Here is a 23015-nt window from a genome sequence, read left to right as displayed (position 1 = left end):
CATATGCGGGAGAAACATATCGGGCTGGGCCTGTTCAGTCTGCTGGTCTTTATCTTTCTGCTGGGCCCGCTTCTGATCATATCGGTCACTTCGTTTGAACCGGGAACGGTACTCAAATTTCCGCCGGAAGGGTTCTCCTTCCGCTGGTATGAGAATATTTTCAACACAGGCGGTTTCCTCCGCACATTCCAGACGTCCATCATCATTTCCTTACTGGGAAACTTGTTGGCACTGGTGCTCGGAGTTCCGGCTGCGTATGCACTTAGTCGTTACGATTTCAAAGGCAAGTCTGTGCTGAACGCACTGTTCCTGTCCCCGGTACTGATCCCGGGAATCGTGCTTGGTTTTACATTGATGAAATACCTGATCGTAATCTACCATCTGCCGATGTATCTCGGATTGTTGATTGGTCATACGATTATCATGCTTCCATTTATCATTCGGGTTATCGCGTCGAGTCTGTCGAGCTTTGACTTTGCAGTGGAAGAAGCTGCGCTGAGTCTTGGTGCGGGACGGGTAAGAACGTTCTTCACGATCGTGCTGCCTAATATCCGCTCAGGAATTATCGCTGCCGTGCTGATTGCCTTCCTGGAGTCCTTCAACAACGTGGACATCTCGGTGTTCATGACCGGACCAGGGGTAAGCACATTACCGATCCAGATGCTGACGTATGTGGAGAATTATTTTGACCCAACGATTGCAGCGATTTCCGTGCTATTGATGGTACTGACCGGACTCTTAATGTTCGTGATCGAACGGATCATGGGCGGATTTTCATACTTTACTAAACGTTAATTGGAGGCGCAGAACGCTATGGCATTGCTGACATTAGACCACGTATCCGTGGCATACGATAAGCAGACAATCCTGAAGGATTTTCAGTTGGAGCTGGAAAAAGGTAAACTGCTCTCCCTGCTCGGACCGAGCGGTTGCGGCAAAACAACTACGCTGCGCCTCATCGCCGGATTTCTGGAAGCATCACAGGGCAAGTTTATGTTCGGCGGCAAGGATTATACAAAGGTTCCGGCGAACAAGCGGAACTTCGGATTTGTATTTCAGAGTTATGCGTTATTCCCGCATCTGTCTGTCTATGACAACGTGGCCTTTGGCCTGCGGATGCGCAAGGTGAAAGACAAGGATATCTCTTCCCGTGTGATGCGAATCCTGGAAGTCGTTAACCTGAATGGATTTGAGAAACGTTTTCCACAAGAACTGTCCGGTGGACAGCGTCAGCGTGTAGCCATTGCTCGTGCATTGGTCATTGAACCTGACCTGCTCTTGTTCGACGAACCGCTCAGTAACCTGGATGCCAACCTGCGCCTCAACATGCGGGTGGAGATTCGCCGCATTCAGCAAGAGCTGGGCATCACAACGCTGTATGTCTCTCATGACCAGGAAGAGTGCTTCTCGATCTCGGATCAGGTAGCGATTATGAACAAAGGCGTGGTTGAGCAGCTCGACCGCCCGGAAACCATTTTCAAATATCCGGCAACGGAGTTTGTAGCACGATTCATCGGGTTCCATAATTTCATTGAATTCGCGGAGCGCAGTGATGCAGGTGAAGTGATTACACTGACCGCAGGTGGACGTACGTTTACAGCAACAGCGCATCCTGGAACAGCACGTCCCGGTGCACGCAAAGGTGCGATTCGCCCGGATGATCTGATCGTTAGTGGAGATACTTCTGCGGATGTGGTGAATGCTTTGCCGGGGATTATCAAGGTCAGCACGTATCTGGGACGCAGTTATCAGTATGTGATCGAGACGGAACTCGGTGACTTTACAGCAAATCAAGAGATGGAAACACCATACCTTAGCGGGCAGCGTGTTAGCCTGATTTTCCCACAGGACAAGCTTGTATTGGTAGAGTAGTCGTGAATGTAGGGAGTAGCATTAAGAAATAAGAGCAACAAAGAAGGCATTTCATGCGAAGATTCCGGGCGAGGTAGTGGTATGCAATCAAGTGCATTGCATTAGATTAAAGTGCAGGTTCATTGCCCAGTCCGGATCGCGGTGAAACGTTTGTGAAGAAGGAGATTATGCCCCATGCGTGCAGATCAACTAATTGTGAATGTACATGTGTATAACAGTTATTATAAACGGTTTGAAATGAACAACGTCGCTGTGTTGGGCGGCAGATTCCTGTATGTTGGACCCGGTGGACCTGAGATGATTCAGGCAGACGAAGTCATTGATGTGCGGGGAAGATACATGATTCCTGGCTTGATTGATATCCATCTGCATATCGAAAGTACGATGGTGACACCGGAAACCTTCTCCCATGGTCTGATTGGCTGTGGGGTAACATCCATTGTCGCAGAACCGCATGAGATGGCAAATGTGTTCGGACTGGAAGGTGTGCAGGAGATGATGGCTGTGAGTCGAGAGACTACGGTGGACATGTTCTATGCGATCCCGAGTTCCGTTCCGGCAACCCCGATGGAGACAACAGGCGGTTCGATTGAAATCGAAGATATGGACGTGCTGCTCGCCACTGGCGAGATCATCTGTCTGGGCGAGATCATGAACTATGTCGATGTCATCCGTGATCCGGAGTGTAAGACAAACCAGATTTTACAGCATATTCGCAAAAACTATCCGGATCTTGTGATCGAAGGACATACACCGAAACTGCTTGGACTTGATCTGCATCGACTGATCTACGCAGGTATTGATTCCGATCATACTCATCAGAGCATTGAGGGATTACAGGCGCGGATTGCGGCAGGTATGTTTATTGAAATTCAAGAGAAATCAATGACCCCGGAAGTCATGGAGTACCTGATTCAACATGATGTGGCGCAGCATTTCTGCTTCGTAACAGATGATGTAATGCCGGATTCACTGGTGGAGCGTGGTCATCTGGATCATATCGTACGCAAGGCAATTCAGATGGGGATGCGTCCGGAAGACGCGATTTATGCAGCAACATCAACCCCTGCTTCCCGGATGAAAATGACCGATCGTGGCAGCGTTGCCCCAGGCAAAGTAGCCGATTATGTGTTGTTATCTAACCTGGAGGAGCTCGCTATTGATCAGGTGTACAAAAACGGCCGCAAAGCTTATGACGATTACGAACCGTATAAGCAGGAACGCATAACCGGGCAGTTCCCACCTCAATTCTATAAGAGTGTACAGTTGGAGAAGCTGGGCGTAACAGATTTTGCAATTCAGTTGTCAGACCCAAAAGTCAGTGGATCAGGTGTTGATCTCGCTGGTGAAGGTGAGCACCAGTGCCGTGTCATGATGGTGAAGGATGGTTCTACCTTTGTGGAAGAGCATATTGCACCGGTTCAGTCCTCGGATGGTGAATTACGCTGGGAAGAAAGCGGATATGCGCAGATCGCGACCTTTGAACGTTATGGTGTGAACGGCAATCGTGCACATGGTCTGATCGGTGGAGACACCATCAAACGCGGCGCCATTGCAACGACATATTCGCATGATAATCACAACCTGCTGGTTGTAGGACGTAATCGTGAAGATATGATATTGGCAGCTAACACGGTAATTTCGAGCCAAGGTGGTTTCTGTGTGGTGGAAGATGGTAAGGTGCTGTCCCATCTGGAACTTCCCGTAGGTGGCATTTTGACGGAAGAACCACTCGCAGTAGTGTCCCATCAAGTGAAGGAACTGAGAGCAGCGATGTTGTCTCTTGGGTACGTGCATTACAACCCGATCATGTCGATTAGCACGCACTCCCTTGCGGTAAGTCCCGCGCTGAAGATTACGGACTATGGCCTGATTGATGTGAATGCAGGTAAGGTTGTATCGTTGATTGTATAGACTGAAGACACATATGTCGTGAAAAAACACTCTATTTCACAATTGTGAGCTAGGGTGTTTTTGTCTGTGCTTGTTGGAATTATTATTTTAGCAACTTCTCTGGGTTCTTCACTTTAATGGAAACAACTTCGCCGCAATCCAGACAAACCGTGTACATTTTTTCCACACCGAGAGTCATTTTCTTATCCAATGGACGAAGGTTGATGTAATCCGATGCTTCTACGAAAGATGTTCCTCCGCAATCATGACATTTCTTTTCTGATATACTCATAAGTTCATTCCACCTTTTATTCATTTGTAATGTGTTCATTAATATAATATTCATTAAATGGAAATACAAAATTATCTAATTATTCATCGTAGATTAGGGTCCGTTAGTCCGTGTAACCTAAATTTTTATTTTGCCTTCTAAAGTCCACTCCAAATATTTGGACACTGAAGGTGCGACCCATTTTCGGCTGTCATTTTCATGATTCCACACAAACACGTCATCTCTACACGTTCCATCCCCTGTCACAGGAAAAGCAAATAAATCCCCAATTCCACTTTCCCCGAAGAAGAGCAGGTGATCAAAGGGCATGTAGTAATCTTGGGAGTGGTCATCCCGATAATGTCTGTTTTCATTCTTAATTCGATCTTCTGACCAGATAAGTCCCAAATCGTAAATAGCTCTGACTCCATTGGTTTCGAGCAATATTTCTTTTAATTCACGAGGGAGCGTAACCTGTAAGGAGTCTTCCACCTTTGCAATGTCATCACCAGATGCAGGGGGACTGAACGTATACTCCTTCGAAATGCTATGAAGATGCTCTTTCCACATGAATAAAGGCCTCCTCGATATATTCTAACTGTCAGTAACGAATGAAACGGTATGTAATTGATTGAAAAAAGAAGTCCTTCTTAACTTAAAAGGCTACTGATTTTGATGTAGCGCAGTAATGTTATGTAAGGACTACTCTTCTAACTCCAGTTTACCAAGTTAGCCAACCGCTCGTTCGTTTATAGTTATGCAGAAGATCGTATTGCTCGTGGTGCATGAGACGCTTCATTTTGGTTCTATACAGACGATAATCATGTTTACGATTGGGTTTACATTCTTTGTTGTAATGCGTGCTCTTGATTCCTTTACGGTGATCTTTCAGCTTTTCTTTTCTTGGATCAATGAACTTCTTGTTGTGTCTCTGTGCAAAAGCTGTTTCATTTTCCCATGATTGAATCTCTTCCTGTGTGAACATCTTCATCCCCGTTGTACCGGGCTAGATTTTGGCTTGAGTAGCCAGTGCCTTGAGCACAACTAATAGAAGAAGAATTTTGGGTTGAACATCGTCATCACCTCAGATTTAATCATCCTTATTTTAACATATAAAGCCGTCCGATCAATTCTGGTCTAAGCGTTATTATGGGCACTGTTCTGGAGTAGAGATGATCACGCAACAAACCCCTTTTGGACGAGGCATAGGATTACATATATAGTAGTAAGAAAAGAGTGTTTGGACGCAAAAGCAGGAGGATAGACAACCATTATGAGTGAAATAAATAATGCTAAAACCATATTTTTCGACTTAGATGATACGTTATATGATCACTTGCAGCCGCTTCGTGGCGCGTTGCAGGACGTTCTCGGCCTGCCCGATGAGTTCCCTTATGCTGAGGCCTATCATCGTTTTCGTTATTATAGTGACTGGCTGTCTGCACAAGAAGATCTGTCCGCTGTACCAGAAGCGGATGCAGTAGAGCGAATGCGCCGTCGGAGGTTTGAGTTGACGATGGAAGAGCTCGGACTCCCCCTACAATCGGGACAGGCTGAAGAACTACAAGCACAGTATCTGAGCAGACAGTTTGAGATTGTACCTTTTGAAGGAGCGTATGAGCTGATCAGAAGGCTTCAGGCAGAAGGCCATACCGTTGGTCTAATCACCAATGGAGAAGGAGAGCATCAGCGCCGCAAGCTTGAAGCACTGGATGTGCTCAGTTTCGTGGACGAGCATCTGATCTTCATCTCCGGTACGACTGGTTATGCGAAGCCGGATCGCAGGTTGTTTGAATATGTGAGTAAGCAGACAGGGACTGATGCCCGTTCCAGCTATTACATCGGAGACTCGTGGCGTAATGATGTGGTAGGTGCAGTGGATGCAGGCTGGACAGTCATCTGGTTCAACCATCGGGAGGCGCTGCCGGAATCTGATCATCAACCTCATTTTGTAGCATCAAGCTATGAAGAGATCAGTCGTATTCTGACTTTTGAGTTTGTTCAAGCTTAAGGAGATTTATGTTTAAAGGAGCAGTCTTGTTACCGTCTTAGGTGCAGGTCTGCTTTTTTATATTATACCTTCTATAAAGGCATCATTAATGAGGTGTCTAACTCTTCGCTTTCAATTACAATTGCCATGAGTCCAGCTTCTGTTTTGGTTTCATGCCATTCATGTTTATCCCAGAGAACCGCTTCGCCACAACGAACTTTGATGTATTCATTTGCTTCCCCTCTAACCCAACCCTCTCCACTTACGATTAAAAGGAGTTGAGGAACTACAGCTTGGTGATAACCTATGACCCCACCCTCAGCTAAATGCATACATCCGATATGAGCTGCTTTGTTGGTCTGTGTTATACGTGACATTACGAAATTAGAATCGAATTTGATAATCTTCTTCCCTGACTCTTGTTTAAATTGAAATATCCTCATGTTTACCTCCGCAATAGTGACTAAGTTAACTTCCTATAATGGTAACTATCTTTATGATGGGTATCATCCTATTTCACTAATTTATGGATAATCCGATCAGATGAGTCTATCATAACTCCAATAGGTTGGGGAGAGTTTGCTTAAAATCATCTTTTTTAATTAGCCTGTGCCAATGTTTCTATGAAGCTGTGCTTCATGAAATCTTCATTTGAAAGAGTAGTTCAGAGCCTTCCCAAATAGTATATGCGGTGTTATAATTAAAACAAGATTTAGATTAAGTCTAAATTAAAAGAAGCGAATCAAAGCAATCCATTATAAAATTCAAATTCTATTTTTATATTCGAGAGGGGATAAATTCCATGAGCACAATCCAAACTAGAAACAACACTTTTGCTAACAATGCCACAGCACTTCAAGAGATTTTGAACCGTCAGATCGCAGGTTGGTCCGTATTGTACACGAAACTGCATAACTTCCACTGGTATGTCCAAGGACCACATTTCTTCACACTGCATGCCAAATTCGAAGAACTGTACATTTTGGCTACGGCAAATATGGACGAAGTTGCAGAACGTTTGCTTGCTATTGGTGGACGTCCGGTGGCTACGATGACTGAACAGCTGCGTCTCTCTCCGATTGAAGAGGCACAAGGCCGGTTGTCTGCTGAACGTATGGTAGAGTCGGTGGTTGCTGATTTGCACACGATGGTGGAAGTGATTCGTCAAGGCATTCACGAAGCAGGAGAAGCAGAAGATAACGCAACGGAAGATATGCTGATTGGATTCACCGCTGCCCTGGATAAAGAGGTCTGGATGTTAACCGCATTTCTGGGCAAATAAGCAAAGTCACCCTACATCCTGACAACGATATGTAGAGTCCGTGAACAAAGTGTCCGTTCGCTTACAAATCCGGTGCGCTTGCCGTATAATGATGGCATTCAAGATGTACAGAATGGTGGAATGAACGATGCGGTCAGACCTGGAACAATTGCAGGAAGAAGCTGAACGGTTTATATATACATGTTATGAAGAGCTGGGCCATTCGCGTGAAGACGCAGAGGCCCGGCTTGTTGCCGTTATGGGAGAGATCGAAGTAACTGGTACTTATGTGCATACCACAGAGGAATTGGAGCAGGGTTGTAAAATGGCATGGCGGAACAGCAACCGCTGTATCGGGCGGCTGTTCTGGGATAAACTTCGCATCGTGGACGCCCGTCATGCTGATACGGCAGGAACGGCAGCGGAAGCTGTGCTGAATCATATCCATGTAGCATCCAACGGTGGCAAAGTAATTCCGATGATTACCATTCTTCCACCCGATGGGCCGAATGGAACTCCGGTACGCCTCTGGAATCATCAGCTCATTCGTTATGCAGGATATGAGACGGAGCAAGGCATTATTGGAGACCCTGCTTCGGTGGAACTGACCAAGGCGGCGATGTCACTTGGCTGGCAAGGGGCAGGTAGCTCATATGATGTGTTACCGCTTATTATTCAGGCACAAGGACAAGCTCCAGAGTGGTATGTTGTACCTGAAGAAGAGATTGTGGAAGTGATAATTGAGCACCCGGAGCAGAAGGAGATTGCTGAGCTGGGTATGCGTTGGTACGGCGTTCCGATGATCGCCGATATGCGTCTTGAGATTGGTGGCATATCTTATCCGGCAGCGCCGTTTAATGGTTGGTATATGGGTACCGAGATCGGCGCCCGTAATCTGGCGGATACGTTCCGGTATAACAAGCTGCCTGCGGTGGCGGAAGCGTTTGGATTGAATACGTCGAGTGAAACGACGCTGTGGAAGGATCGTGCGTTGGTTGAGCTGAATGTGGCTGTGCTGCATTCGTTCAAAAAAGCAGGCGTGAGCATTGTGGATCACCACACGGCAGCAGCGCAATTTGCTATGTTTGAACAGCGGGAAGAGAAGGCTGGACGTGAGCTGACCGGAGATTGGGTGTGGCTGATTCCGCCGGTATCTCCGGCGACAACGCATATTTTCCACAGCTCTTATCGTAATGAGATTGTGAAGCCGAACTTTTTCCGTCAGGATCAGGCGTATACCCTGAAAGATGGCGTGGCATCTGCCGCAGAACTGCGAAGCAGTGAGCAGCAGAATGCACAGGTAGAGAATCACCAGCCGCAGGCCGGAGATGCACCAATGAAATGCCCGTTTGCACACTAAATTGTGCAGACGGGTTATTTTTTGTGATCCATTTTTATCAAACGAAGAACTACCCCTCTTTCAATCGATATCGACTGCGCATCGCGGCCTGAACTACAATGGCAGCAGCAATCAGCACCAGATTGAACATAAACACAGAGTAAAGCGATCCAACTTCCGTAAGCAACGCAGCAACCAGTGGAGATACGATGGAGCCGATCTCGGCCGCAGAGACAATTTTGCCTATGACAGAACTTCGATTCTCGTCCGGGACATGATCACCAATATGAGCAAAGAACGAATCCATGTAACATGCACCGCCAACCCCGCCAATCAACATGCCAACGTAGACCCATAGATGGGAGGACGTGCTTAGAAATACAACAACTTCGATTCCAATCAGGAACATGCCGAGCATGCAAAGCAACAGACGATCGCCCATCCGGTCTGAGAGATAACCAACAAAGGGAGCAGCGGCAAGCGTAGAGATCCCGGATACAGTGAAGGCGAGACTGGTTGCAAACGGGTCCCAATGCATGATGTGAGCTGCATACAGTGCGAAGTAGGTTAGAAATACGGCGTAGGCGCTCATCTCCAGAAAATGTACCGTACCGTAGCCAACAAGCTGTTGCCGCCGGGTAAGCCTATTGAGAGCTTGGTTGGATAGGGCGGTATCCGCAGCTTGCGTATGCAGTGCATCAGAAGGTGATGAAGATAAAGGAGGCGCAGTTGATACAGTAGTATGAGGGTGGGAGTCATTTGTGTTGGGTTCTACAACTTCATCCGTGGAGATAAGTGAATGTGTTAAGTTGTCCAGAGGTTCTTGCTTTACGCCAGCTGAAGGCTCTTCCATCAGAGGATCACTTAGCGTATCCCCAGACTCATGATTAGCTCTAGCTTGTGCCGTCGTCTTCATCCCCATCGCAGCGACCACAGCCATCAGACAACACACGGTAACGAGTAAAAAAGGCACCGACAATGGCCAGTGCAGCGCGAGCCAGCCACTTATGACCGGACCGAGCACCATGCCGCCGCCCTCACTACTGCTGATATATCCATTGTACAGGCCGCGGTTGTCTACATTACCCTCATCTCCGATGATGGAACGTACGACCACGGTAAGGCCCGTGGAAGCGAGCCCCTGTAGAAGTCGGAGCAGGCCGAATAACACCGCAGCAGTAGACAGCGCGAAGCCGCCCATACAGACAGCGAGCAGCAACAGCATGAGGATGAGCGTGCGTTTACCTCCGAGTTTCTTATAAATTGCCGCTGCTGGAACGCCACCAATTACTTTCCCCACATAAAAAAGTGCAAAAATAACCCCCATCATCCAGCCGGACAGGCCGAATTCCTCAATAAACAAAGGAAATAGGGGCAGGATCATGAATCCGCCCATCTGACTTAGGAAACAAATGGTCATCAGCAAAGGCAGGTTACGGCGAATATCCAAGAGCCAAGACTCCTCTCACACATAAAATGGAATCCTAAAAATCCTTCATTTACTCCATATGGGTACGTATTATCGACATTACACGTAATGTATGCAGGATTTTTGAAAATAAGAAGAAATGACACGCGGCGTTTACATCAAAACCATTGCGGATATACCTGAATCATATATAATAGATGGGTTATCTATAAGGATGCATGAACGAAAGTGTACAGACTTAAGAGGTACCTCAAGTATAAGGGGGCGATGTGAAGCATGTCAGAACAACAAACGATTATCCGCTTCGAAGCGGTGACTCAGCAATACGATCAGGATGAAGCCGTATTGAAGGCGGTCAGCTTCGAGATTGAGCGGGGTAAATTTTATACGCTTCTTGGCCCATCGGGCTGCGGGAAAACAACGATATTGCGGCTGATTGCCGGTTTTGCGGAGCCGACACAGGGCAGTATTTATTTTAACGGTGCGCTCATCAACCGAGTGCCTGCCCACCAGCGGCAGGTGAATACCGTATTTCAGGATTACGCGTTATTTCCACATTTGAATGTATTTGAGAACGTGGCTTTTGGTTTGCGGATCAAAAAGATGAAAACGGCTGAAATTCGCAGAAAAGTGTTGGAAGCCCTCAAATTCGTCAATCTATCCGGGTATGAAAACCGGGAAATTGGCGAAATGTCCGGCGGACAACGACAACGTGTCGCGATTGCACGCGCCATTGTGAACGAACCTGAAATTCTGCTACTGGACGAGCCGCTTTCGGCACTTGATCTGAAGCTGCGGACCGAAATGCAGTACGAGCTGCGCGAGTTGCAACAGCGACTGGGTATTACGTTTATTTTTGTTACACATGATCAGGAAGAGGCCTTGGCGATGTCGGATGAGATCTTTGTCCTGAATGGCGGTGTGATTCAACAGAGCGGTACACCGAATGATATCTATGATGAGCCAATTAACCGCTTTGTGGCAGACTTTATCGGGGAATCGAACATTGTATCAGGCAAAATGAAGCAGGACTTTGTGGTGGAATTCGCTGGCGCACAGCACGAGTGTGTCGATCAGGGTCTCCAGCGGGACGAGCCGGTAGAGATTGTCATTCGCCCAGAGGATCTGGAGATTACAACCGAAGACCAAGGCAAGCTCAAGGTTAATGTGGACTCCCAGTTATTCCGCGGGGTGCATTACGAGATATCCACGTACGATGATGCGGGCAATGAGTGGCTTGTTCATTCAACCAAGAAAGCCGTTGTCGGCGCACGGATTGGACTGTATTTTGACCCGGAAGCGGTACACGTCATGCGCTTTAACGAGACCGAAGAAGAGTTCGACAAACGACTCGAAGCCTACCAAGAGGCCGCTCATGCAGACTAAGGCCAGCACACGCAATGCGTATCTGATTCCATATGTATTATGGATGGTGTTGTTTGTTGTGGCGCCGGTTCTGCTGGTCATCTATTATTCATTCTTCGATGTGGAGGGTAACTTCACGTTTGGCAACTACGCCCGATTCTTCACACCGGTGTACTTGCAGATGACGCTCAGTTCGTTCTGGTATGCATTTCTGATTACGGCGTTCTCACTGCTGATCTCGTATCCAACGGCGTATATGCTGACCCGGACGAAACACAAGAAGCTATGGTTGCTGCTGATCATTCTGCCAAGCTGGATCAATCTTTTGCTAAAAGCGTACGCCTTCATCGGCCTGTTCGGAACGTACGGTCTGACCAACTCCCTGCTTGAAGTGGTGGGTATTGGTACAAAGCAGATTTTGTTCACCGATTTCAGCTTTATTTTTGTCTCGGTGTACATCTTCATTCCATTCATGATCCTGCCGATCTTCAATGCGCTGGAAGAGATGAATCCATCGTTGATCTATGCGGCGCGTGATCTGGGAGCCTCATCGTGGCTGACATTCCGCCGAGTTATCTTTCCACTGACGATTAGTGGAGTGAAATCAGGCTGTCAGGCTGTATTTATTCCTGCGCTGTCTCTGTTCATGATTACCCGCCTCATTGCGGGGAACCGTGTAATTACGCTGGGAACAGCGATCGAACAGCATTTTCTCGTCACCCAGGACTGGGGGATGGGTTCAACAATTGCCGTCTTTTTGATTATTGCGATGGCGATTATTATGTTCCTGACTGGATCAGGCAAGAAGGAGGTGCGTAATGGGAAGAAACGGAAAGCTGTCTAACGTCTATCTAGCCGTTGTATTCGCCATATTGTACGCACCGATTGCGTATCTGATCTTCTATTCCTTCAATAGTGGCGGCCACATGCGCAGCTTCGAAGGATTCACGCTTGAATGGTACAAAGAGGTGTTCGCTGATACTCGGCTGCTCATCATTGTGCTGAATACATTTATCATTGCGCTCCTGTCATCAGCGATCTCGACGATCCTTGGTGTAGCAGGAGCACTGGCGATCTACCATGTGCGTCGCAAACGGACCAAGAACACGCTACTGTCACTCAATAACGTGCTCATCGTTAGTCCGGATGTCATCATTGGTGCATCGTTCCTGATTCTGTTCACCATGATTGGTATCAAACTGGGCTTCACTTCGGTTCTGCTGTCTCATATTGCATTCAGCGTACCAATTGTCGTGATCATGGTACTGCCGAAGCTGCAGGAGATGAGTCCAACTCTGATGGACGCGGCACGCGATCTGGGTGCTGGTTCATGGCAGATTCTGACGCGTGTGGTGTTGCCATACGTGAAACCGGGTATTTTTGCCGGATTCTTCATGGCATTGACGTACTCGCTCGATGATTTTGCAGTAACATTCTTCGTCACGGGTAATGGATACTCCACACTCTCGGTAGAGATATACTCCAGAGCAAGGCAGGGCGTTTCGTTGTCCATCAATGCTCTGTCCACCCTATTGTTCCTGCTGACCGTGTTGCTAGTTGTTGGATATTACTTCATTAACCGCCGTGCAACACGGATACCTCCAGGAGGAAAGGGGCTGCGACCATGAAGCAACTGGTACGGACATTTGCGCTTGTTTTTGTGGCCGCGTTTGCCCTAATGATCCTGGCTTCGTATCTGAACAAGAGTCAGGGGTATTCTGGCGGCAACACACTGACCATCTATAACTGGGGCGATTATATCGACCCCGATCTGCTCAAGGAATTTGAGGACGAGACAGGTATTAAGGTCATCTATCAGACGTTTGACTCCAATGAAGCGATGCTGACCAAGATTGAGCAGGGCGGTACTACGTTCGATGTGGCGATTCCTTCCGAATATGCGATTAGCAAAATGAAAGAGGAAGACCTGCTCGTTCCAATTGATCACAGCAAATTGACTAACCTGAGCAACATCGATCCGCGGTTCTTGGACTTGTCCTTTGACGAAGGCAACAAGTACTCGATCCCTTATTTCTGGGGAACAGTTGGGGTTGTGTTCAATCCCGAACTGGTGGATGGATTGACGTTTGATAGCTGGAACGACCTGTGGGACCCGCGTCTGAAAAACCAAATCCTGCTCCTTGATGGCGCACGCGAAGTCATTGGGATGGGATTAAACAGTCTTGGGTATTCTCTGAATGATACCAACGAAGACCATTTGCAAGAAGCGCTGAAGAAGCTGTCTACACTGACGCCAAACGTCAGAGCAATTGTCGGAGACGAGATCAAGATGCTGCTTGCGAACGAGGAGGCAGCGGTTGGACTCGTGTGGTCTGGGGATGCATCCGAGATTATGGATGAGAACGACAAGCTGGATTACATGGTGCCAGAAGAGGGATCAAACCTCTGGTTCGATAACATGGTCATTCCCAAAACAGCGAGTAATATTGAAGGGGCACACCAGTTTATCAACTTCATGCTGGACCCGGACCATGCCGCTCGCAATGCGGAGTATGTCGGGTATTCCACACCAAACGCCGAGGCGCTTAAGCTGCTGCCAGAGGACATCTCGGAGGATGAACGTTTCTATCCAGACGAGACACTGACAGGTAAGCTGGAGGTCTACGATAATCTGGGTAAAAAAATGCTCTCGCATTATAACGACCTGTTCCTGGAGTTTAAAATGCACAGTAAATAACCGCCAATAACGTGTGCACAGTTCGTTAGATTTGCAAAAAAGACAAAAAGGGTTGCTGCTCGTCATTTCATTTGAATGACAAGCAGCAACCCTTTTTTTGTTACCCGCTTCAGAGCAAAAAGCTCAGGTTGTTTTTTCGTGCACACGTTAACGGAGGGGACAGAACAAACGAAGGAAGCGAAGCGGTCGCCTTTATCAACGGATTTTCCCATTGCTAGATGGGATTCAAAAAAAATCCGGGTATAACAGCGATCCGAAGTTGTTCTGTCACCGCAGTGATCAAGTGGGAACGAATAAAGGGTTACATGCGCTTTTTGCGACCCACCATGATCCATGCCCCACCCATAATCAGCACAATCGCCACAAACGGTTGAATAAAGCTCAAGCTGCTCAGCATCGAGCCAATCGACATCACAGCGAAGAACAGCAGCGATATAACCGTCAGAATATTGATGGGAATCAGCAACCATTTGTTCCGACCACCGAACCAATACAATTCGAATAATCCAACGGCTACAGCCAGAATGAAGCCCGGCCACATCGTATCCCAGTTGTTAAACAGCATGGCAATCTGGCATACAATACCGACGGTGAGCAGCAACCCACCAGGAACCAGAAGTCCAACCCCTCTGCCAATCATGGAGAAGTAGAGCCAGTGGAAGAACAGTCCGAGTGGAATCACGAATAACGTGGGCCAGAAAGTCGCAAAGATCGTACCCGGACCGAGTGAACCTCCCTGGTTCAGAATCAGGTACACGCCCAGCAAAATGAGAACAGGCGCAAGGATCGTACGTTTAGCCATAATATCTCTCCTTCTCAATACAAAATCAATTTTCCGAACGGTTGTATGTAGAGCAATTACTTTCGTTATTCACAGCATACCATGAACTGGAAAAGTATATCCTCCGCCTTTGGAGTTAAAATGAACCTAGACCAAAGTCTAGGTAAGCATTTTGGGCAACTACCTCTCCCTAGATGAGGGTGTAGTTGAACATACTAAAAACCCACTCTGTTGAAGAGTGGGTTCTGTCATTTTTTTATACAAAACGAAGCTTGTTATTTCACCACATCCGAATGTTTCTTGCCCCAGCTGTTCACACCGTCATCCTCAATAATGGAGATGGCAGCGTCGGCGATGTCGGGGTTTGTCATCAGTTTCTCCTGAATACGGAACTTGATGTCATCCGCATCAGCCAGGCTGAGTCCTTTGGTAAGTTCAATCAGACCTTCGACATGATAATAACGGCCTTCCTGAATGATACGCATCATCTGAATGTCAGCAACGTGTGTGTCTGCGAGAATAGTCTGGGACACTTTGTCCTCAATATCCTGCGGAGCCGCAACACCGATCAATCCGATCATATTATCGTAACCGACACGGAAGGCTACAGCGATCATCAGACATCCAATAATCGTTGTCACAATGCCATCGAGCAATGCAAAGTTGGTCAAGGCAATCACCACGACGGAAATCAGCGCAAGCAGGGCACCGAGTACAGCGACAACATCTTCGTAGAACACGAGACGGGTTGGCGGTGCAGCACGGCCAACGTTTTTGATGGCAGCAGGGACCAAGGCAAATCCAGCGGCTTTGGGTGCGCGTGCTTCTTTGAGGATTTCCCTCATGGCTTTGATCAAAATGGCCCCGTCGATCAGAATGTTCAAGACGAGCACTCCGATGTTAATCCATAGACCACCGGTATGACCAACAGGATGCTGCAACAGATGGATACCTTCATGGATCGTTTCATACGCCATAATGGTAACAACAATCACGGCGATCATGCAGAAAATGTTAATGACCCGTCCGAATCCGGTTGGGAAGCGGCGTGTAGGTTTTTTCTCGGACAACACACTTCCGACAAATACAAATCCTTGGTTAATGGCATCAGCGAGTGAATGCATCGCCGAAGCGAACATGGCACCACTGCCACTGAATAGGAAGGCTCCCCCTTTGCACACAGCAAGTACGGCATTACCTGCCATCGCTACGGCGGAGGATGTGTTTCCTTTTTTGACGAGAGACATAAAGCTCTCAGACTTCGGTTGTTCAGCCACTTCGTATGTTCCTCCCAGATCAATGTATTAGGTGTAGAAAAGGCAGTCTTATCTATACAGCATGTGCATTTCCACTAAATGTTATTATAACCGCTTTGACATATCCCAGCATTATGCAAAAAAGGTCATATCATCATGCGCATTTCAGTACTCAATGGCTTCCAAGGCACGTAAATTGCGGTTGGATTGTTCCAATAGTTCCGTAAACGTCCCAGCGACATAATATACAAAATCCGGGTCATGCACGTACATAATAATCTGTCCAACCGTTCCTTGCTCTGTCGGATCAAAGTCGAACATCAGATACAGTGAGCCACCTCCAAGCATGCCAAACGTGATCCATTTCTTTTGAAAAAGGTAGGGTTTGATTCGGGGATCAAGCTCACGGATCTCTTCTTCGGTAAAATAATCATCCATGCGGTTCTCCACCAGCGTGGACTGCTCCTTTTGAATTTTTTCCAGGGATAACAGGTAAAATGGTTCGGATTCCCGTCCTTCCTCAAGGCTTGGATACAAGACGTGAAAGCCATAACCACTCCCATTTTTACGTTTATAAAATGCACGAAAATCAGCAGGTAATCGAATATCGTGTTCCTGCTCGAATGCGTCGAGCTGCTCATCCGTCACGCCTTCAAACTCGCGATAAGCCTCCAAGAGCTCCCGGTTTTCCTCATCTTGTACCTTCTCCTCCAGCAACATATCCAGTTCATCCATCAATTCATATATACGCTGTTCTGGCATCCAATTCCCTCCGTATGAGCTATTCAGATAATATGGTGAGTGATATGCGAGCAAACTGTGCCTGATTTCACCTCATATTATAGTTATAATCCGGAAAAGCACACAAGAAACCGAAGTCCTTGCTTACATACTACAATGGTCTCATTATTCAAGGACGGTTGTTGCATATCAGCACACTTAGCCCCATCCCAATCGATTACGTACAACCATCATGAAAGTCACTCCTAACAACAAATAAAGCGTGGGTTACAGGGGTAATCCCTGTAACCCACGCTAATTATTTATCTACTTTATAAATGAAACTAATCTTTTACATAGTCCTCTTATTCAAACTTCCAACAGGACAAGCTCAGATTGCCATACTGATAGGCTTTAAACAGGAGCGATGCACGTTTGTTCTGATCTCCCGCACCCATGGCGAGTAACAGCGGTACAAAATGCTCCGGCGTAGGCACGGCGGCTTGAGCTGAAGGTGCCAGTTTATCATAGGAGAAGAGAGACTCCGTATCCCAACTCACCAGCTTGTCATGCAGCCAGTTGTCGAACTCTGATGCCCACGGGTCAACGCCGTTACTTTCCCAGTTCAATCGACGTAGATTGTGGACGGTTCCTCCGCTGCCAATGACAAGAATGTCTTGCTCACGCAAGGAAGCGAGCGCTTGTCCGACCTGATATTGCTGCTCACCTGTCAGATAGCGATTCACGGACAAGGCAATTACAGGAATATCCGCATCCGGGTAGAGCAGGCGTAGAACGACCCAGGCGCCGTGATCCAGGCCACGAACATCATCCGTTTGTACCGGGATCCCAGCTTCTGCGAATAGGCGCTCCACTTTCGAGGTGGTTTCTGCCTGTCCTTGAGCCGGGTACTTGATCTGATACAGCTCGGGCTGGAAACCGCCGAAATCATAAATGGTCTCATAGTTGGCTACCGAGGATACAAGCTGAGTTGTGGATTCCCAGTGAGCAGAGAATAACACGATTGCTTTGGGTTTCGGCAGTTCCTGTCCAAGTTTTTGCAAAAATTCGGTGTACACATTCTCCTCTAGTGCCAGTGATGGGGCACCGTGAGCAATAAAAAGAGATGGCATCATTATGAATTCAGTCCTTTCGGGTCTTCGGTAGTCAGATTTGCATCCGTCCGAAGCCAGTGTTGAAATTTTTGATATAGATCGGGGGTCACCTGGTGTCCACCGTTGTAAGGTACATATGTGACGTGATTGGTGTGTTGACGGAAGAAATTGGCGTTATCTTCGCCCAGTTGTAACGGGAATAGATGATCTTGATCTCCATGCGAGATGAACACAGACAGCTCCGAATCGGGTTGCAGCTTGTACTCGTCTTTCACAAATTGCGGGATATACCCACTCATCGCTACAATGCCTTTAATCGCATCTCCCATCACCAGCGATAAAGTCATCGCCATAATGGCGCCCTGGCTGAATCCGGCGATATAACGCCGTGTGGGATCAATAGCATATTTGGCGGACAGATCAACAATCAATTGTTGCAGTCCCTGAACGGAGGCATCATACAATTCACGGATGGGGTTGCCAATGCTTTTAATCTGAAAATAAGCATAACCACTACCCTGAACGATAGGTCCACGGATGGCGACGATAATAAAATCAGACTGCATAGGCTCCATCAAACGAAGCATATCTTGCTCATCTGATCCCATGCCATGTAAGGCGAAAATGACATGATAACGTTGATCTGGATTGTAATGAGACGGTAATCGGACTTCATGTATATAAGGAGAATTCATTAAAAACACCACCTGAAGAGGAATGAGTTAAATATATCGTTCTGACAATAAATTTTACTAATATGAAATAAATATTCTTATTTATGAACAAAATTTATCATGGTTTTATTGTAGGGTCAATACTTTTTTTGTATGATGAATATATGTTGTTTATAAAAAATCTTGAATGGTTCTCCAATAAATGCCGCTGCGAATGGTTCATATCTTATTCCCGAGGACGTGATCAGGATGTTAAAGAGTATCGTGCCTATTTTGAGAATATTTGATGAAAATAAAGCTAGAGAGTTTTACCTTGAATACCTGGGTTTCCAATTGGATTGGGAACATCGATTTGAGCAAGATATGCCCTTATATATGCAGATTTCACTCGATTCCATCGTGATTCATTTATCCGAACATCATGGAGATTGTACACCTGGAGCTGCCTTGCGCGTGGAAACAGATAACTTGGATGCATTCCATGGTGCACTTCGTCAGAAAGAGTACAAAAATGCGAGACCCGGTATAGAGGAGACCCCTTGGCAATCAAGGGAAATGACTGTGACGGATCCGTTTGGCAATCGAATTATATTTGTTGAGGCAAGCGCTGAATAGATAACCTGAAGAAGCGACGCGTACGACTGGTGTCTTATACAGATTAATAGAAGGGGAGGGACTCAATATGGATATAGGCTTGGCTATTCGTACGATCCGCAAACAGAAACAGATTACGATTATGCAGATGTGTGAGGGAACGGGGTTGTCCAAAGGTTTTATCAGCAACGTGGAAAACAACAAAACGTCACCTTCCATTGCTACGCTTGAAAGTATTGCGGATTATCTGGAAGTGCCACTTCCTTATTTGCTGCTGACACCAGAGCAACGGATGAACGTGGTACGCAAGAACGAGCGTAAGGAGACGACAGCCGGAAGCGGGCAGATCAAAGTGCAGCAACTTACAGCCAAAGGTGCGATGCGTATGTCCATTGTGGAGTTACCGCCAGGTGCTTCGACCGGGATTAGCAAACATGCTGGGGAGGAGAGCCATCTGGTGTTGCAGGGCAAGATTCGTGCGGAGCAATGCGAAGATGTGGAAGTTCTTGAAGTGGGGGATTCGTTTACTTGGAATGCGATCGTGCCCCATGAAGTGACCAATATCGGTGAGGAACCTGCGGTGGTGCTCATTGCGGTGTCCAAAGAATTGGGTCTGGATCATTTGTAAAATACAAAAAGGACGGCTCCCAAGTCATGAACATGCGAACCTGCATACATGTACAATGGGAAACGTCCTTTTATATTTCTAACGAACTGAGTGAGCTCTATTAGATGATTTTAAGCAGATATCCTGATGTAACGAATCTCAGACGCTTTATTTCACTGCTGTGTGTGTAATTTGGCTACATTCCACAGACTTCTGGCGAAATAACGTCGCAGAGATTTGCTACGTTTCTCATTTCCTGCAAAAGAGCACAATAAGGTGCGAGAGATTCCTTAGAAAGGTCAGAAGCAGCTTATTGCGGATTGGTTGTCCAGATGCCTGCTGCTTTAACGAAGACACGGTCGGACAGCTTGAGCGTTGCGAGTGCAAGTTCAGCTACATCTTCCGCTTGCATCATGCGATCTTCGTCGCCAATTTTCAGTCCGGCATTGGTCGCAAGCTCCGTATTAACGGTGCTTGGAGTCAGTGCCGTTACACGAATGTTGGACTTGCGCACTTCCTGCATCAGAGATTCGGTCATGCCAAGCAATGCAAACTTGGACGCACAGTATGCCGAACCTGTAGCGAATCCGCGCTCACCTGCAGTGGAAGCAATATTGATAATGCTGCCGCTACTTTCCTTGATCATGCTTGGAAGGACAGCGCGTGTAACGTAATATGTACCCATAACGTTAACATGCAGGATGCGCTCCCACTCTTCCGGCTCCATCTCCATGAACGTTCCGAACTTTCCGATCCCCGCATTATTGATAAGGATATCCACCGCACCAAGTTCCATCTCGATGGCTGCTACAGCGGCTTCGGCCTGCGTGCGATCCGAGATATCTGCTACTGCACTGGTTACTTTCACACCGTATTCTTGACTCAGAGACTGTTGCAGAGCCTGAAGATCGGAAGCGGTACGTGCAATAAGGCCGAGGTGCACTCCTTCTTTGGCAAGAGCTTCAGCGATCGCACGGCCGATACCTTTTCCGGCACCGGTGATGATCGCTGTTTTATTTTTAAGTTCCATGTGGGTAATTCCTCCTTAGAAATGGACTAGCATTCAATTATACTATTATTACCCACAGTTCGGAAATTGGCTTCATCACTATTTGGTAATCTCGATGCTGCCAGAAGAAGTACGGGCCTTGATCACTTCCCGGCTCACCATTGGCGATTCAGGTACATCGACACTTCCGGAAGTAGCCTTAGCGTCGTAGATTCCGTCAAAATCAGGTGCAGCTTGAATGAAAATATCTCCTGATGTTCCAGACGCATTAATCGGGGCGGAATGGGACTGTTTAATATGAATGCTACCCGAAGTGAATTGAACATCAGCTGCGCCGTTTAATTCAGTAATCTCAATATCTCCTGATTTAATCTTACTGTTTACATGACCGGCAATCTGATCTGCCGTAAAACTTCCGGATGTCTGTTTCACGGTCATGTCTCCATTAATCATGGAAGCGTTAATGTCGCCAGAAGTTAGAACCAATTCAATATTGGGCGCCTTGATGTTTTCCAGACGTATGGAACCTGAGGTGTTGTTCAGCTCAAGCTGATTGGCATTTAGACCTGTCAGATCCCATTCACTTGAAGAGGAGTCCAGCTTAACCTCATTTAATTGGTGTCCTTCAGGCAGAGCAACGGTTATTGTGGAGTCTTGATCATTCCAGTACAAGGTGAAAAATTGCAATCGTTCACGTGCTGTCTGAGCCAGTTGGAATGTGCCTTTGGATAAGGTGGCTTGTTCGAAGCTTTTGACTATGGCAGGGTCCCATTTACCATCCACTTCGATATAACCATTCGAATCGGGGCTTATGACAAATTCAATATCTGCACTGAAATTAGCATTCATGATAATGTTCTGCAATTCATCTGCTTTGAAATCCCATCGTTTGGAATAATGCTCCCGTTCATCCCCGAACTGAACGCCATAGATGGATGTCCCGAGCAAACCTATTCCGATACATATCACGGCAAGCGCAAGCCATTTTTTGGTACTCATGCGGAAACATCTCCTTTCATCGTGTTTTTATTCCATCTAATATATTGAAGAGTGACGATTTTGAAGGCTCTAAAGACATACTTCGATGCGATGGCAAACAAAATGCCGACACCGAAAGCGCCAATCGCAACGAAAATTTCCGGTTTATCGAGTTGGCCCAGGAATACAAAGTCCACAACTGCTGCTACAGGAGCCACTACCAGCAAGGAAAGGCTGGCAATAACAAGCCATACCGACCACATCATGAGACCAAGAGGAATGCCAAGGATCAGATTCAGGAATAACAGGCCGATGGCTGTGAAAAATTTGCGAGTGGCGCTGGTGTTGTTTCTGGGTGACCGCATCTCGCGATACGTCGGTGCATAGAACGCATCTGAACCCGGCGTATGAATGTCATAACGATCACCGAGTGCTTCCTTGGCGATTTCTTCCGGCTGTCCGAGTTCCCGAGCGATCTCTTCTTCCAGCCTGCCTTCTCGTAGTCCAAGCTCGAAATGTTGATCATAGTCGGCGAGCAACTCAGCCCGTTCGAATGGGTCCATCGGCCGTAGATGAATTTCCATGGCTTTCATAAATTGTTGTCTATTCATTGGGGATTCCTTCCTCAATCAGATTTGCGACATTGCGCACAAATTCATTCCATTCTGTCGTCAGTGCCGTCATGTAGTCGCGACCTGTATCGGATAGTCGGTAATACTTGCGCGGCGGTCCTTCGCTTGATTCTTGCAGGTAGGTGGTGCAGTAACCGTCATTCACAAGCCGGCGAAGCAAGGGATACAGTGCACCTTCAGCAACTTCGATATGTTTGGAGACCGCCTGAGCCAGTTCGTAGCCATACCGATCCTGGCGGTTAATTAATACCAGGACGCACAGCTCCAAAACTCCTTTTTTGAACTGGATGTTCACATTCACACAGGTTCCTCCTTCGTAGCTTCATTTATCGCTAGTGTATATTGTTCAGTAGTGGTGAAGTCATCATAGCATCCAGTACTGTTTAATGCAAGGTAGTGACTTTAAAATAGTTCCGTATCACGATTGATCGATAATAAGTTCGTTTAATACTGATGCTTAGCTGAAGCTGTCTGTTTAGCTATAATTCAGCATACGCAAAAACCGGATCGGTTACTTCCGTCTGGAGGCGG

The 23015-nt window shown here is 47.0% G+C and carries 26 protein-coding genes; 12 read left to right on the top strand and 14 right to left on the bottom strand.

From position 1 onward, the window contains the following. Nucleotides 1-3 precede the first annotated feature (3 nt). The 3 genes from MHH92_RS28300 (at nucleotide 4) to MHH92_RS28290 (ending at nucleotide 3786) form a co-directional block, all read left to right on the top strand. On the top strand, nucleotides 4-795 hold the full coding sequence (locus MHH92_RS28300; RefSeq protein ID WP_017691790.1) for an ABC transporter permease: 792 nt from the start codon (nucleotides 4-6) through the stop codon (nucleotides 793-795). Nucleotides 796-813: 18 nt separating this feature from the next. Further along, entirely contained in the window at nucleotides 814-1872 is a 1059-nt protein-coding gene (locus MHH92_RS28295) for an ABC transporter ATP-binding protein (RefSeq protein WP_047840797.1), read from the top strand. Between the two features lie 174 nt (nucleotides 1873-2046). After that, nucleotides 2047-3786: an adenine deaminase C-terminal domain-containing protein gene (locus MHH92_RS28290; RefSeq protein WP_253503911.1), complete on the top strand. Its 1740-nt coding sequence runs from the start codon at nucleotides 2047-2049 to the stop codon at nucleotides 3784-3786. Nucleotides 3787-3868: 82 nt separating this feature from the next. Here MHH92_RS28290 and MHH92_RS28285 read toward each other — a convergent pair whose 3' ends face one another. The 3 genes from MHH92_RS28285 to MHH92_RS28275 form a co-directional block, all read right to left on the bottom strand. Then, the gene (locus MHH92_RS28285; RefSeq protein WP_036612861.1) at nucleotides 3869-4057 is read right to left on the bottom strand and encodes a hypothetical protein; all 189 of its coding nucleotides are present in this window, start codon (nucleotides 4055-4057) and stop codon (nucleotides 3869-3871) included. A 117-nt stretch (nucleotides 4058-4174) separates the two neighbouring features. Then, a complete protein-coding gene (locus MHH92_RS28280; protein WP_036612858.1) occupies nucleotides 4175-4606 on the bottom strand; it encodes an SMI1/KNR4 family protein in 432 nt (143 codons plus the stop codon). A 151-nt stretch (nucleotides 4607-4757) separates the two neighbouring features. Further along, a complete protein-coding gene (locus MHH92_RS28275; RefSeq protein ID WP_253503908.1) occupies nucleotides 4758-5021 on the bottom strand; it encodes a hypothetical protein in 264 nt (87 codons plus the stop codon). 288 nt (nucleotides 5022-5309) lie between these two features. Between MHH92_RS28275 and MHH92_RS28270 the strand changes: the two genes are divergently transcribed. Next, entirely contained in the window at nucleotides 5310-6047 is a 738-nt protein-coding gene (locus MHH92_RS28270; protein ID WP_253503906.1) for an HAD family hydrolase, read from the top strand. Nucleotides 6048-6118: 71 nt separating this feature from the next. Here MHH92_RS28270 and MHH92_RS28265 read toward each other — a convergent pair whose 3' ends face one another. Continuing rightward, nucleotides 6119-6469: a cupin gene (locus tag MHH92_RS28265; protein WP_253503903.1), complete on the bottom strand. Its 351-nt coding sequence runs from the start codon at nucleotides 6467-6469 to the stop codon at nucleotides 6119-6121. Nucleotides 6470-6828: 359 nt separating this feature from the next. On the opposite strand from MHH92_RS28265, the gene MHH92_RS28260 reads away from it, so the two are divergent. Both MHH92_RS28260 and MHH92_RS28255 read left to right on the top strand, forming a co-directional pair. Next, a complete protein-coding gene (locus MHH92_RS28260) occupies nucleotides 6829-7308 on the top strand; it encodes a Dps family protein (protein WP_340907345.1) in 480 nt (159 codons plus the stop codon). Between the two features lie 127 nt (nucleotides 7309-7435). Further along, on the top strand, nucleotides 7436-8647 hold the full coding sequence (locus MHH92_RS28255) for a nitric oxide synthase oxygenase (protein WP_340907344.1): 1212 nt from the start codon (nucleotides 7436-7438) through the stop codon (nucleotides 8645-8647). A gap of 49 nt (nucleotides 8648-8696) precedes the next feature. Here the strand turns inward: MHH92_RS28255 and MHH92_RS28250 are convergent, their stop codons facing one another. Then, on the bottom strand, nucleotides 8697-10076 hold the full coding sequence (locus MHH92_RS28250) for an MFS transporter (protein ID WP_340907343.1): 1380 nt from the start codon (nucleotides 10074-10076) through the stop codon (nucleotides 8697-8699). Nucleotides 10077-10331: 255 nt separating this feature from the next. Here MHH92_RS28250 and MHH92_RS28245 point away from each other — a divergent pair, with 255 nt between their 5' ends. The 4 genes from MHH92_RS28245 to MHH92_RS28230 are packed head-to-tail and all read left to right on the top strand — an operon-like array spanning nucleotide 10332 to nucleotide 14118. Further along, nucleotides 10332-11441 (top strand): ABC transporter ATP-binding protein, encoded by a 1110-nt coding sequence (locus MHH92_RS28245; protein ID WP_340907341.1) that lies wholly within the window; start codon nucleotides 10332-10334, stop codon nucleotides 11439-11441. Further along, nucleotides 11431-12264: an ABC transporter permease gene (locus MHH92_RS28240; protein WP_340907340.1), complete on the top strand. Its 834-nt coding sequence runs from the start codon at nucleotides 11431-11433 to the stop codon at nucleotides 12262-12264. Before MHH92_RS28245 ends, MHH92_RS28240 begins: the two co-directional genes overlap by 11 nt. After that, nucleotides 12239-13048 carry an ABC transporter permease gene (locus MHH92_RS28235; protein WP_036612847.1) on the top strand — a complete coding sequence of 270 codons (810 nt, stop codon included), beginning with the start codon at nucleotides 12239-12241 and terminating at the stop codon, nucleotides 13046-13048. The genes MHH92_RS28240 and MHH92_RS28235 overlap by 26 nt, the downstream gene beginning before the upstream one ends. Then, nucleotides 13045-14118 carry an ABC transporter substrate-binding protein gene (locus MHH92_RS28230; RefSeq protein ID WP_091036006.1) on the top strand — a complete coding sequence of 358 codons (1074 nt, stop codon included), beginning with the start codon at nucleotides 13045-13047 and terminating at the stop codon, nucleotides 14116-14118. Before MHH92_RS28235 ends, MHH92_RS28230 begins: the two co-directional genes overlap by 4 nt. 301 nt (nucleotides 14119-14419) lie before the next feature. Here the strand turns inward: MHH92_RS28230 and MHH92_RS28225 are convergent, their stop codons facing one another. The 5 genes from MHH92_RS28225 to MHH92_RS28205 all read right to left on the bottom strand — a co-directional run bounded on the left by MHH92_RS28225 (nucleotide 14420) and on the right by MHH92_RS28205 (nucleotide 18685). Beyond that, nucleotides 14420-14920 (bottom strand): hypothetical protein, encoded by a 501-nt coding sequence (locus MHH92_RS28225; RefSeq protein ID WP_100528299.1) that lies wholly within the window; start codon nucleotides 14918-14920, stop codon nucleotides 14420-14422. A 254-nt stretch (nucleotides 14921-15174) separates the two neighbouring features. Continuing rightward, a complete protein-coding gene (locus MHH92_RS28220; protein WP_340907337.1) occupies nucleotides 15175-16176 on the bottom strand; it encodes a cation diffusion facilitator family transporter in 1002 nt (333 codons plus the stop codon). Between the two features lie 144 nt (nucleotides 16177-16320). Beyond that, nucleotides 16321-16917 carry an SMI1/KNR4 family protein gene (locus tag MHH92_RS28215; RefSeq protein WP_076328695.1) on the bottom strand — a complete coding sequence of 199 codons (597 nt, stop codon included), beginning with the start codon at nucleotides 16915-16917 and terminating at the stop codon, nucleotides 16321-16323. A gap of 323 nt (nucleotides 16918-17240) precedes the next feature. After that, on the bottom strand, nucleotides 17241-18011 hold the full coding sequence (locus MHH92_RS28210) for a DODA-type extradiol aromatic ring-opening family dioxygenase (protein ID WP_340907336.1): 771 nt from the start codon (nucleotides 18009-18011) through the stop codon (nucleotides 17241-17243). Next, the gene (locus MHH92_RS28205) at nucleotides 18011-18685 is read right to left on the bottom strand and encodes an alpha/beta hydrolase (protein ID WP_340907335.1); all 675 of its coding nucleotides are present in this window, start codon (nucleotides 18683-18685) and stop codon (nucleotides 18011-18013) included. Before MHH92_RS28205 ends, MHH92_RS28210 begins: the two co-directional genes overlap by 1 nt. A gap of 228 nt (nucleotides 18686-18913) precedes the next feature. On the opposite strand from MHH92_RS28205, the gene MHH92_RS28200 reads away from it, so the two are divergent. Together MHH92_RS28200 and MHH92_RS28195 are read left to right on the top strand one after the other, a co-directional pair. After that, the gene (locus MHH92_RS28200; protein WP_340907333.1) at nucleotides 18914-19279 is read left to right on the top strand and encodes a glyoxalase superfamily protein; all 366 of its coding nucleotides are present in this window, start codon (nucleotides 18914-18916) and stop codon (nucleotides 19277-19279) included. Between the two features lie 67 nt (nucleotides 19280-19346). After that, nucleotides 19347-19886, top strand: a complete 540-nt coding sequence (locus tag MHH92_RS28195; protein ID WP_036667855.1) for a helix-turn-helix domain-containing protein — start codon at nucleotides 19347-19349, stop codon at nucleotides 19884-19886. A 289-nt stretch (nucleotides 19887-20175) separates the two neighbouring features. Here MHH92_RS28195 and MHH92_RS28190 read toward each other — a convergent pair whose 3' ends face one another. The 4 genes from MHH92_RS28190 to MHH92_RS28175 all read right to left on the bottom strand — a co-directional run bounded on the left by MHH92_RS28190 (nucleotide 20176) and on the right by MHH92_RS28175 (nucleotide 22785). Further along, a complete protein-coding gene (locus tag MHH92_RS28190) occupies nucleotides 20176-20895 on the bottom strand; it encodes a 3-ketoacyl-ACP reductase (protein WP_017691809.1) in 720 nt (239 codons plus the stop codon). Nucleotides 20896-20973: 78 nt separating this feature from the next. Further along, nucleotides 20974-21873 carry a DUF4097 family beta strand repeat-containing protein gene (locus MHH92_RS28185; RefSeq protein WP_340907331.1) on the bottom strand — a complete coding sequence of 300 codons (900 nt, stop codon included), beginning with the start codon at nucleotides 21871-21873 and terminating at the stop codon, nucleotides 20974-20976. Next, a complete protein-coding gene (locus MHH92_RS28180) occupies nucleotides 21870-22463 on the bottom strand; it encodes an HAAS signaling domain-containing protein (protein ID WP_340907330.1) in 594 nt (197 codons plus the stop codon). The genes MHH92_RS28185 and MHH92_RS28180 overlap by 4 nt, the downstream gene beginning before the upstream one ends. Next, nucleotides 22456-22785, bottom strand: a complete 330-nt coding sequence (locus tag MHH92_RS28175; protein WP_036667851.1) for a PadR family transcriptional regulator — start codon at nucleotides 22783-22785, stop codon at nucleotides 22456-22458. Before MHH92_RS28175 ends, MHH92_RS28180 begins: the two co-directional genes overlap by 8 nt. Between the last annotated feature and the right edge of the window lie 230 nt (nucleotides 22786-23015).

This window comes from Paenibacillus sp. FSL M7-1414 (assembly GCF_038003195.1).
GTDB lineage: Bacteria > Bacillota > Bacilli > Paenibacillales > Paenibacillaceae > Paenibacillus > Paenibacillus amylolyticus.
This window is presented reverse-complemented; position numbering and strand designations above follow the sequence as displayed.